Here is an 11,839-nt window from a genome sequence, read left to right as displayed (position 1 = left end):
CTCCCATTTTTGAAGTATCCATAATCTCCGTCATTATAACATAATTCTGCAAAATCATTGCCAGAATTACTATAATTTGCTTCGTGATTCAAGGCCTAAGGGCGCGAGGAGTATTTTAATTTGCTTCTGTTTATGATATTGTTTACTAGGTAGTTTTTATGGACGGCAAATTTCTTCCTTATATATAGGAAGAAAGGCGATTTGTGGCGAAATTGTGAAATGAACAATCACCTTTCGTCAATCCATGACATATAACTGCTCTGGTGTGCTAAAATGATATAGTGTTTGACCACTATCTATTAAGGAGAAGATTGTAAATGAAAGTGCCTATGCTTGATCTTTCTGAACAATATATGACCCTGCGGGATGAAATGCTTCAGGTTATGGACGAGGTAATGAAGTCCTCCCGATTCATCCTGGGTGACAATGTTAAAAAATTAGAAGCTGATGTAGCTGAATTGAGCCATGTTCCTTACGCGGTTGGCGTTGCCAATGGAAGTGACGCGTTACATATTTCATTACAGGCATGCGGAGTAAAAACTGGAGATGAAGTCATTACAACTCCATTCACTTTCTTTGCTACTGCCGGTGCGATCGCGCGCTGCGGTGCTAAGCCTGTTTTCGTTGATATTGACCCTGTTACATTCAATATTGACCCTAAGCTGATTGAGGAAAAAATTACGCCTCAGACAAAGGCAATTATTCCGGTTCACCTTTACGGCCAAATGGCTGAAATGGATGCCATCATGGAAATTGCGAAAAAGCACAATTTGTACGTTGTAGAGGATGCCGCACAGGCAATTGGTGCAACCTATAAAGGAAAAACTCCTGGGGAATACGGCGATACAGCAACATACAGCTTCTTCCCGACAAAAAACCTTGGAGCATACGGCGATGCGGGTATGATCGTATCCAAGCACCAAACAATCGCAGACGAAATGCGCGTGATCCGCGTACATGGCGCGAAGAGAAAATACTACCATGACATCCTTGGCTACAACAGCCGTCTGGATGAGCTTCAAGCAGCTATTTTGAACGTGAAGCTTCCTCACTTAAGCGAGTGGTCAGAGCTTCGCAGAAAGCATGCGGACCGCTATTCAGCATTGCTGAAAGAAAAGCTTGGAACAAAGGTAGTGACGCCTATTGAAGAAAGCGACAGATACCATGTATTCCACCAATATACGATTCGCGTAGAGCGCCGCAACGAGCTTCAGGAATTCCTGAAGGAGCAGGGTGTTGCAACCATGATCTACTATCCAAAACCGCTTCACATTCAGCCGGTATTTGCTGAACTCGGATTAAAAGAAGGCGACTTCCCGATTTCTGAGCAGGCAGCAATGGAAGCTATTTCTCTTCCAATGTTCCCGGAATTAACAGAAGAGCAGCAAGACATTGTTGTGGAAGCGATCGCGAAATTCTATCAATAATGGACTTTAAAACTGGCAGGGGCATCCCCTCTGCCTTTCATTTTTATCTGCCTCTTTTAAAAGGTTTACAAAAGAGGAAAAACGGATATTAAAATAAGTCGCCTTTTTAGAAAAGGGGCTTGTTTATTATTTTTAAAACCAAGGAGCCTAGGAATGAATACTGAAAAACGCGATTATTTTTACGAATACATCCTTTACTTCTGGAAAAAGAAATGGCTGATCATCGGCATCCCGGTTATCGTGGCGATTTTGGCATTTGCTGCATCACAGCTGCTGGCTAAGGGGTATGAAGGGACGGCAACTTACTATGCTGCTTCTCCTAAAGTCAACTACCTGGATGATCCGGAACTGATCCAAGCTGAATATGGCGACAAATACGGAATGAAAGTAGAACCAACCGAAAGCAAAAAGGTGAAATTTACGGTTGAAGGAAAAGACAGAAAAACAGTACAGGATGTCCTTACAAAGGGCACTAATGCGTATGAGAAGGCATTGATGGATAACTACAACAGCCGACTTGAATCAACTCAGAAATACAAAGATATCTATGAAAAACGGTTAGCAACTATAGAGAAAACTTTTCAAATCCAAAATGATTTGCAGGCAAATAAAGGTTTATCTTGGCAGGAAGAAAATGCGTCCAAACTAGCAGAAGGTGTATCTATAAACAATGATACAGTTACAAATCTGCAAGATACTGTTAAAGGGATGGAAACTGATTTATTTTTCTTTAAGAAAGATAAACCAAGGCTAATGTCCAAAGAAATCACAAAACAATCCAACCACGCAAAAGCCAATACAATCATCGGATTCGTCTTTGCTCTGTTCCTGACACTGCTCGGACTGATGCTGTCCAAGTACATCGGTGATGCGAGAGCGAGAGAGGAGAGAAGACATGACTAATTTTGCTGTAGTAGGAATGGGCTTTATCGCCCAAAAACATATAAAAGCGATTGAAGATGCCCCTCATGCCAATCTTGTAGCTGTCTGTGATACCAATCCGGAGAGACTGAAAGAATATGAAGGCAAGGTCAACACCTATACAGATCTTGAAGAAATGCTGAAAAACCAGGAAGACCTGGATGTTGTGAACATCTGTACCCCATCTGGCCTCCATGCACCGCTTGCTGATATTGTGGCGCGCTACAAAAAGCATATGGTCATGGAAAAACCGATGAGCTTAACAACAGAAGACAGCGAGAAAATCATTCAGTCTGCGAAAGAAAACGGCATTAAGCTTGCGGTGGTGCATCCGAACCGCTTCCGTCCGGTTATTCAATTGCTCCGCAAGGAAATGGATTCCGGCAGCTTCGGCAAGCTGAGCCATGCAAACGTAACCGTAAGATGGAATCGCGGTCAGGAGTATTATGACCAGGCGCCATGGCGCGGCACGAAGAAGTTTGATGGCGGGGTTCTGATGAATCAGGCGATTCATAATTTGGATCTTCTGCTTTGGTTCATGGGACCTGTGAAAAGCGTTCAGGCAATGGCTACTACGAGATTCCGCAAGATTGAAACGGAAGATCTGGCAGCAGGCGTTGTGGAGTTTGAATCAGGCGCGCTTGGCATCATCGAAGCGGCCACAACGATTTATCCGAAAAACCTGGAAGAATCTCTTTCTATTTTCGGTGAAACGGCCAGCGTGAAAATCAGCGGCCGTAATGCCAACTTTATCGAGACTTGGGATATCGAAGGCGTATCAGAAGATGAGAAAAATGAATTGAAACAAATGATTGAAGCAGATCCATTCGGAAAGCCAGGCCACCAGTGGATTATTGAAGATATGGCATTGGCAGTAAAAGAGGACCGCGACCCGGTTGTAACAGGTGAAGACGGACTCGCACCGGTCAGACTGATCAACGCATTGCTTGAATCAGCTGAAACCGGCAAAAAGGTGACCTTAAACAAGGAGATGAACGTTCATGGGATTCAATGAACTGCTTACTAAAATAGAAACAAAAAACGCAACAATCGGTGTCGTAGGCCTCGGCTATGTAGGACTTCCGCTTGCTGTTGAAAAAGCAAAAGCAGGCTTTAAAGTAATCGGCTTTGACGTGCAGCAGTCACGTGTGGATATGGTTAACGAAGGAAACAACTACATCGGTGATGTTGTAAATGAAGACCTCAAGGAAATCATTGATAACGGTCTTTTAGAAGCTACTACTGATTATTCTAAAATTCAAGAAGTTGACGCTGTTGCGATCTGTGTGCCAACACCGCTTGACCACCATCAGCAGCCTGACACTTCTTATGTAGAAATGTCTTCAAATGAAATTGCGAAATATGCGCATTCCGGCATGCTCGTTGTGCTTGAATCAACAACATATCCTGGCACAACAGAAGAAATCGTTGTTCCGGCATTCCAAAACAAGGATTTTGTGATTGGAGAAGACATTTTTGTTGCTTACTCTCCAGAACGCGTAGATCCAGGCAACAAGCAATTTAAAACAAAAAATACGCCAAAGGTTGTAGGCGGCGTAACAGAAAACTGCACTAAGGTCGCTTCAGCGCTTTACCGCAGCGTACTGGAAGGCGAAGTATTTGAAGTATCCAGCCCGGCTGTAGCTGAAATGGAAAAAATCTTCGAAAACACATTCCGCCACATCAACATCGCCCTTGCAAACGAAATGGCGATTCTTTGCGAGCGCATGGGCATTGATGTATGGGAAGTGATTGATGCAGCGAAAACAAAGCCATACGGCTTTATGGCATTCTATCCAGGTCCAGGACTTGGCGGACACTGTATTCCAATCGACCCGTTCTACTTGACTTGGAAAGCAAGAGAATACAACTACCATACTCGCTTGATCGAGCTTGCTGGTGAAATTAACAATGCAATGCCAGAACATGTTGTGGAACGCAGCATGCGCATCCTGAACAAAGACGGAAAAGCGCTTCGCGGAGCCGGCATTGTGGTTCTTGGTGTAGCCTACAAAAAAGATATCGATGATGTGCGCGAATCTCCAGTATTGAATATTCTTGCACAGCTTTATGAAGAAGGCGCAGACGTGAAGGTTGTTGATCCTTATGTTTCTTCTTTCAAATGCCTTGGCGAAAAAATCGAAACGGTTCCATTGACAGAAGGCCTTCTGGAAGATGCAGATCTTGTTCTTCTGACAACAGACCACAGTGATTTTGACTACGAAATGATTGCACAGCATTCAAAATCCCTTTTCGATACACGCAATGCAATGAAAAATGTTGCAAACAAGCCTGCGAGATACACAAAACTATAATAGGAGCGTACTGCTATGAATGTTATAGATTCTTCTGTAAAGCTGGATGAAACCGTAAAGATCGGCCATTTTAACGTCATCGAAGAAGGCGTTAAAATTGGCTCTGATGTTACTATTGGAAACCATGTCACAATCTATGCCGGCACAGTAATCGGCGCCGGTGTCCGCATTGCGGATGGCGCGATTATCGGCAAGCAGCCGACACCAGGGAAAACAAGCACAGTCAAGCTGACTGCCGCTATGCCTGCACTGGAGCTTGGCGATCAAGTAACAGTTGGAAGCAACGCCGTTCTTTACGCTGGAGCTAAAATCGGCCATTCCACTCTTGTGGCAGACCTTGCAAGTGTCCGTGAAAATGTCGAGATCGGCAATGAGTGCATTGTCGGCCGCGGCGTGACTGTTGAAAACCATGTGAAAATCGGCAACCGTGTGAAAATTCAATCCAACTCTTATATCACAGCTTACACTGAGCTTGAAGACTTTGTGTTCATTGCACCTTGTGTGACAACAACAAATGACAACTTCATGGGCCGGACAGAAGAGCGCTTTGACAAAATCAAAGGCGCCACAGTGAAAAAAGGAGCCCGTGTCGGCGGAGCTTCCATCATTCTTCCTGGCATAACCATTGCTGAAGAAACCTTTGTTGCTGCCGGTGCGCTTGTTACTAAGGATACCGAGCCGGAAACTGTCGTCAAAGGCCTTCCAGCAAAGTTTCTTAAACAGGTAGACAAGAGGGAGCTGCTGTAACTTGTTAAAGCACCTCAAGCGTTTTGGAGGAGACTCCCTCCTTTACGCACTGATGAATGTCGGCACAAAGCTGATTGCTTTTATTATGGTTCCTGTTTATATCGAGCTTCTTGGACCAAAACAGTACGGTGCCCTTGGACTTGTGGACTCTTATACAAACGTGCTGACATTTCTGGTCATTTTCGGAACTGATTCAGCTTTGGCCTTTTTCTTTTATGACACGAGAAATGAGAAGAAAAAGGAAGCCTTTTTTAAGAATGTTCAGCTGTTCCGTTTTTCTGTAGCACTTGCTCTTATTGTCATATCTTTACTTTTAGGGCCTCTTGCAGCAAATTTAAAAACAATCAGCGGCATTGAAACGCATACTGTCGTTTGGCTGTTTCAGATTTCTCTTGTGGTGATCTTACTTGAATCTTTAATCACCCTTGTTTTGACCTATTATCGTTTTTCTTTTTTAACTAAACGGGTCGTTGTGATGACCGTAGTAAGACTCGGCCTTGTGGCGCTCCTTTCTTATCTCTTCCTAATTTGGTTTAGTAAAACACCCGACATGATCGTGTACGGAAGAATAGTGGCAGCCGCAGCTATTATCGTGTTTTTGCTGCCTCAGATTAAGAAGTTCACGGTTTTTAAATTTGATAGGGAATTGATGAGGGATGTGCTGAGATATGCAGCCCCGCTAGTTCCTGCATCACTTGCATTCTGGCTTATTGCCTCAGCAAACAGATCCTTTATTGTTGGGTATTTAGGATATGACGAAAACGGGGTATACGAAGCAGCATTCCGTTTTGCGACTGTTATTACTTTGCTCACATCAAGTGTTCAAATGGCATGGCGTCCATATTCTATGTCTATTAAGGATAAGCCTGATTCCGTTAAGGTTTTCAGCAAGATTTATGTGTTGATATTTGGCATAGGCATGCTTGGCTTAATGGGTGTGGCAACTGTCATGCCTACGATCTTTAAATGGTTTGTTAAGGAGAGCCCCCGAGCAAATGTCTATGTACCGCTTCTCAGCCTTGCGTCTTTCTTAAACTTTTATTATCTGATCATTTCAGTTGGCTTGTTCATTAAAAAGAAAACAAAGCCTATATCAACTCATTTCGGTATAGCAGCCGTTTTGAGCATCATACTAAATGTGGTGCTGATTCCTTCTTTTGGTTTATGGGGAGCAGCGGCAGCAAGCGCCATTTCCTACGGCTATGCCTGCGTGGCAATCTTCATCGCAAGCCAGAAGGTTTATCATGTACCGACACCTGTCAAACGTCTGTTGCTGATGTTTGTCACAAGCCTGCTGTCTGTTGCAGCAGTGCAATATATTCTTGAGTATTCCAGCTTAAGCGCGTGGTATATCATTATTCCGTGGCTGTTCTTCTTGGCATCCAGCGGAGGGATCCTGCTTTCGCTGAAAACAAAAAGCAGAACGGAGGAAGCAGCTTGAAAGTTATAACGATCATTGGGGCAAGACCTCAATTTATCAAAGCGGCTCCTGTATCAAGAGAGCTTCGCAAAAAGGCAGAAGAAATTATCGTCCATACTGGACAGCATTACGATAAAAACATGTCAGACATCTTCTTTGAAGAACTGAACATTCCAAAGCCAGACTATCATTTAAATGTGGGTTCAGGCTCTCACGGCAAGCAAACCGGCGAGATGCTGATTCATATCGAGGAAGTTCTGCTGAAGGAAGAGCCGAATTATGTACTCGTTTACGGTGATACAAACTCCACATTGGCTGGTGCTCTTGCAGCAGCAAAGCTCCACATTCCTGTTATTCATATTGAAGCAGGACTGCGCAGCTTTAATAAAAAAATGCCGGAGGAAGTAAACCGGATCATGACAGACCACGTATCTGACATGCTGTTCTGCCCAACAGATACAGCGATTAACAACCTGCAAAATGAGAACCTTACACACAACGTCTTTAACGTCGGCGATGTGATGTATGATGCGGTGCTTTACAACCAGAAGCTTGCTGCTGATTCCCGCATTCTTGAGAATCATGGACTGGAAAGTAAAGGATATCACCTGATTACCCTTCACAGAGCGGAAAATACCGACTATCCTGAGAAGATGAAGAACATTATCGAAGCCTTCAAGCAGATCGATAAAACACTTGTGTGGCCGATTCATCCAAGAACGAAGCATAAGCTGGAAGGCTACGGCATTGATTTGAATGATGTGCCGAACCTGAAAGTGATTGAGCCTGTCGGCTACCTTGATATGCTCCGTCTAGAAAGTGAAGCAGAGAAAATCCTGACTGACTCTGGCGGCGTGCAGAAGGAAGCCTACTTCCTGAAGATTCCTTGCGTCACGCTTCGTGAAGAAACAGAGTGGGTTGAGACTGTTTCTTATAAAGGAAATGTGCTTGTAGGATCTGATACAGACAAGATTCTTGCTGCTGTAAACAGCGAATACACTTCCAATTATGAAAATGCCTTTGGCGACGGACAAAGTGCACGCTATATCGCTGAGCGCATCAGCCAATAAACGAAAGCGGACTAAGCCTGGTCCGCTTTTAAATTGAACAAACAAAGGAGATTAGCGGGAACGATGGTATATTTTTTTATTTGGATATTGGTTCTTGCCGTATCGTTTTACTTGTTTAAGAAGGCATCCGGCTCCATGTCCTTGCTGACCCCTAACTTAATATCCTTAACGTTTTACTACTCCCTTTTGATATCCAGCTTCATTGGATCCTTGCTCGTTGCCATGAACATCGACGACCATTACATGATCAAGCTGCTGTCAGATGATGTTTACCGCTACATGGGCTTTTTCTTTCTTTGCTTTATTATGCTGTTTATGCCGCTGTCCATGCTGCTTGTGGGCAAGCTGTTCGGGTTTCAGGCAGAGCATGAATTTAAAGCGTATCTCGAGGCGCCGGTTTATAAAGAAGAAAGCTCAAAGCTGCTTTTCTATCTTTATGTGTTTTTCACCTTTCTGGCGGTTGCAGCTATCGGGTATACCATATTGAAAGTTAAAAGTGTTCCTCTTCTTGAGATGCTCAAAGGGGCAGATAACTTGAGCGAACTGAGGATCACTGCATCAAAGGATTTTGGCGGCAGTACAATTATCCGAAATATTTTCGGTATTGCCTTGGCACCGCTGCTGTCCATGATCACATTCGTTCATTTTTATCAGAAAAAAGAGTATAAATGGTTTTTCCTGTTTGCCATCACAACTTGCGGCGCTCTATTTATGCAAGTATATGACCTGGCAAAAGCGCCTATTTTCTTTTACATGATCATGGTGATCCTGCTGCTAATTTACTTAAGAATAATACGGTTAACCTGGTTAAGGCTTGGAGTGCTTTTAGGCGGTGCAGTTGTCCTCCTGGTGGTCATGTACATTTTCATCATGGGTGTAACAGATCCATCACAGTTCCTTTCTTATAATAAGGGTCCTGTTGGAAGGATGCTGCTGTCACAGATAGCGCCGTTCTATCTCCATCTTGACTTGTTTACAAACAGGGTCGATCTTTTAGGCGGAAGAAGCCTGCCATCCTCTATTATCGGTTTGTATGATATGGATCAGGTGCGATCGGCCAAGCTTGCGATGGAAGCCTTCTTCCCGGCAAAAGTAGAGGCAGGAACAGCAGGCGTGCTGAATACCCTTTATGCTGCAGAAGCCTATGCGAACTTTGGCTATGCAGGCCTCTTGATTGGAACAATGTATGTAGGAATTTACATTCAAGTCGTTTATATGATTTTTGTCAGACTTCCTAAAACACCATTGTTTCTTTCCCTGTTCGTATTTTTCACAGTCAATATACCAAGGGTCATCATCGGCGGCTTCGCGGACTTCTTATGGAATCCGCAATGGATTGCTGTGCTGGTTATTCTCGTCGGTCCTTATATCCTGCTGCAGCTCTACAAAGTGGTGCAAAAGGCAAGGGTTCATGCAAAAGAGGGACGTCTCGGTAATTCTTAAAAAGACGCACTGGCTCAAAGCCGGTGCGTTTTTCTGTGCGAAAAATCTACATAAAATTAACATTTCATGTGGTTCTTTTGCCTTATAATGAAAGCAGCAGACCCATATTTTGCATAAAGGATGGAAAAACCGATGATGAAAAAGTCTTTATGGGCTTTCCTGGTTGTATTAAGCCTATTCGCTGCATGCTTAGCAGGCTGCAGCAGTACAGAGGCAGATGCGAAAGGTAAAGCCGCAGAGGCAATGAAGCAGGTCTATACGGCTGCTCAGAAACATGATCAAAAAGCCTTCAACCAGCTGTTCAGCCACTCAAATATCGCAGCAGACGAATTAAAAGTCAGTATGATGATGTTCGCAGACAAAGCGGATGCAGCAGGCGGTGTCAGCAAGCTTAACTTCACCGAAATCCCGCAGGGCAAGCTGAAGGAAGATGCAGCCAAAGCGCTGAAGGATCAATATAAGGACAACTGGAATGTTGTGTACGAGGAATCAAAGGTAAGCACGCCGTATTTCTGGATCTTGCAGAACATAGATGGCACGTATTATGTAGTCAATGGAGACGAGTCCGAAAAGAAGGACATTGTGAAAGAGTAGGGAGGGCTGCTGGTTTGGCAGTCTTTTTTTGTTTGGAGAGAAGCTGCATATAAACGGGAGAACCCGCATGATATGTGTCGAACTTGCTCGTTAAATTCTCTACCCGCATGTAAAGCATACAACCTGCATAAAAAAATTCAAAACCCGCATATAAATTTCGAAAACCTGCAAATAAAATTCAAAAACCCGCATATAAAAGTCTCAAACTCGCATATAAACCACGTTATTTCCAATCTCATTGCAGTTTAAATCATCAATTTCGCTTAAAAGGTTATGAAAAAGCCGGTTACAAGCCCATTTTTTAATAAAATGGTTCAAAAACATGAAAAGCCAGCCGTTTATTAGGCTGGCTTTCATATATTACTTTCGAATCGTCGTTCCCGGGTAGTAGTGAGCAATAATTTGTTCAGCAGTATACCCATGGTTCGCGTACCCTTTTGCTCCGTATTGGCTCATACCAATGCGGTGGCCCCAGCCTTTGCCGTCAACGGTGATGGAAGCTGGATCGCTTTCCTGGCTTACTGTGCCGGATGTTGTTTGAACCTGGACGCTCGCGTCTGAGACGGTCGTTTCACCGCTTGCAGTCATAACAGATGCTCCTTTAATGGAGTACTGATTTTGCGTGCTTCCTGCACCTTGAACTGTGATGGAAGGCTGTGCTGTCAGGGTAAACCAGTTGGACATCAGGTAGCCGTAGCTGTTGGAAGTAGTCGGGAACAAGTGCCTGATCACACTTTCGTTTCCTGCTTTTGTTACGGTGCCGGCAGAGGTGATAAGAGTTACGCTGCCGACTTCGCCGTTTGCGCCTTTTGCATTCGCTTTGATGCTGTAAAGAGCTGTGCCTGCAGGAAGTCCAAAGCTTTTGATCAGGGCGCTTGAGCGGAATTCTTCTGTCCAGCTGGCGAGTCTTGATTCTTCATATGGATCAGATACACTGACAAGGTAAGGCACCTGTGTGCTGTTCCAAACCTCGCCGATATTGGCGGTTCTTCCTCCGCTTGTGGAGAAGAAGAAAGCTTGAATCGTTTTGCCGTTGTATTGAACAACCTGGCCTTTTGTAGCATCTACTGCTGCATTTGTATCTTTTGCTTCACTTGTATAGCCGTTGTAAACCTGGCTTGAAGGAGTGCTGGATACGCTTTTGCTTGCTTCAGCATAGCTTCTTGCCACGATGGCCTGTGCTTTTAAAGCTTCTGTCGGCCAGCCGGTGGCCATTTCATTCGGGATAACCCCTTTGACGTAATCCTCCATGCCCAATAGGTTATAGAGGGTCGCTTTGCCGCCGCTGCTTTTTATTTCAGCTGTGCCTTTAAATGAACTTGTTTTGCTTTTTCCGCTCTGTTTGTAAGAAAAGAGAGACAAAGAGGAAGGCGCATCAGCGAGCAGGGTAGAGGCTGATGATACCCAGCCTTTTGAACCGCCGGCAAGCTGAATGTTATACCATACAGTACCTGAACTGTCTGTAAAAGAAGAAAGGTACTCTGCAGCCTCTGCTTTTTTCATCGTACTGATCTTTTCATAGCCTGTTGTTGAAGCCCCTTTGTAGACCCCTGTTGCTGAAGTGAACTTGGCGTATTTTGGTGAAGCATTTTGGACTTCCGAAATGCGGAAGCCTGCGCTTGATTGGTAGCTGTCATTTCCAGCTGTGATGGTTGTGACAGTTCCTGATGCCGCAGCAGTCAGGTAGACTCCGGGAACAAGCAATGTTTTTTCACCAGAGCTTAGGTTTTCAAGCTCAAACAGAGATTCGAGCTTGAAAGGAAGACTTGAAGCACTGCCGAGACTGACTCTTACTTGATTGTCATAAGCAGGCTTATCATAAGCTAATGCATTGGATTGAAAGCCGAGAAGCAGGCCAGCTGCGAGGCAGGCGCTGCCGATCCACTTGCGGGATGCCATCGT

Annotated in this window: 10 protein-coding genes and 1 pseudogene; 10 read left to right on the top strand and 1 reads right to left on the bottom strand. The window is 44.3% G+C overall.

The features are described 5' to 3' along the window. The first annotated feature begins 317 nt into the window (after positions 1-317). From LRR81_RS09505 to LRR81_RS09465, 10 genes and pseudogenes are all read left to right on the top strand, one after another. Positions 318-1,427: a DegT/DnrJ/EryC1/StrS family aminotransferase gene (locus LRR81_RS09505; RefSeq protein ID WP_231789127.1), complete on the top strand. Its 1,110-nt coding sequence runs from the start codon at positions 318-320 to the stop codon at positions 1,425-1,427. A gap of 153 nt (positions 1,428-1,580) precedes the next feature. Beyond that, positions 1,581-2,330 carry a GumC domain-containing protein gene (locus LRR81_RS09500; protein ID WP_231789126.1) on the top strand — a complete coding sequence of 250 codons (750 nt, stop codon included), beginning with the start codon at positions 1,581-1,583 and terminating at the stop codon, positions 2,328-2,330. Next, the gene (locus tag LRR81_RS09495) at positions 2,323-3,363 is read left to right on the top strand and encodes a Gfo/Idh/MocA family protein (RefSeq protein ID WP_231789125.1); all 1,041 of its coding nucleotides are present in this window, start codon (positions 2,323-2,325) and stop codon (positions 3,361-3,363) included. The genes LRR81_RS09500 and LRR81_RS09495 overlap by 8 nt, the downstream gene beginning before the upstream one ends. Continuing rightward, complete coding sequence (locus LRR81_RS09490) at positions 3,350-4,663, top strand: nucleotide sugar dehydrogenase (protein ID WP_231789124.1); 1,314 nt, start codon at positions 3,350-3,352, stop codon at positions 4,661-4,663. Before LRR81_RS09495 ends, LRR81_RS09490 begins: the two co-directional genes overlap by 14 nt. A gap of 15 nt (positions 4,664-4,678) precedes the next feature. Continuing rightward, a pseudogene (locus LRR81_RS21425) lies at positions 4,679-4,852 on the top strand (N-acetyltransferase); the annotation flags it as partial. Positions 4,853-4,903: 51 nt separating this feature from the next. Then, positions 4,904-5,410 (top strand): acyltransferase, encoded by a 507-nt coding sequence (locus LRR81_RS09485; protein ID WP_408631598.1) that lies wholly within the window; start codon positions 4,904-4,906, stop codon positions 5,408-5,410. Between the two features lies 1 nt (position 5,411). Further along, entirely contained in the window at positions 5,412-6,851 is a 1,440-nt protein-coding gene (locus tag LRR81_RS09480; RefSeq protein ID WP_231789122.1) for an oligosaccharide flippase family protein, read from the top strand. Continuing rightward, complete coding sequence (wecB, locus tag LRR81_RS09475; RefSeq protein WP_231789121.1) at positions 6,848-7,900, top strand: non-hydrolyzing UDP-N-acetylglucosamine 2-epimerase; 1,053 nt, start codon at positions 6,848-6,850, stop codon at positions 7,898-7,900. Before LRR81_RS09480 ends, wecB begins: the two co-directional genes overlap by 4 nt. 63 nt (positions 7,901-7,963) lie before the next feature. Beyond that, positions 7,964-9,343 carry an oligosaccharide repeat unit polymerase gene (locus LRR81_RS09470; protein WP_231789120.1) on the top strand — a complete coding sequence of 460 codons (1,380 nt, stop codon included), beginning with the start codon at positions 7,964-7,966 and terminating at the stop codon, positions 9,341-9,343. 132 nt (positions 9,344-9,475) lie between these two features. Then, a complete protein-coding gene (locus tag LRR81_RS09465; RefSeq protein WP_231789119.1) occupies positions 9,476-9,937 on the top strand; it encodes a hypothetical protein in 462 nt (153 codons plus the stop codon). A gap of 360 nt (positions 9,938-10,297) precedes the next feature. Here LRR81_RS09465 and LRR81_RS09460 read toward each other — a convergent pair whose 3' ends face one another. Then, positions 10,298-11,836 (bottom strand): SpoIID/LytB domain-containing protein, encoded by a 1,539-nt coding sequence (locus LRR81_RS09460; protein ID WP_231789118.1) that lies wholly within the window; start codon positions 11,834-11,836, stop codon positions 10,298-10,300. Positions 11,837-11,839 lie beyond the last annotated feature (3 nt).

The sequence above is a fragment of the Metabacillus kandeliae genome, from assembly GCF_021166585.1.
Classification (GTDB): domain Bacteria; phylum Bacillota; class Bacilli; order Bacillales; family Bacillaceae; genus Metabacillus_B; species Metabacillus_B kandeliae.
This window is presented reverse-complemented; position numbering and strand designations above follow the sequence as displayed.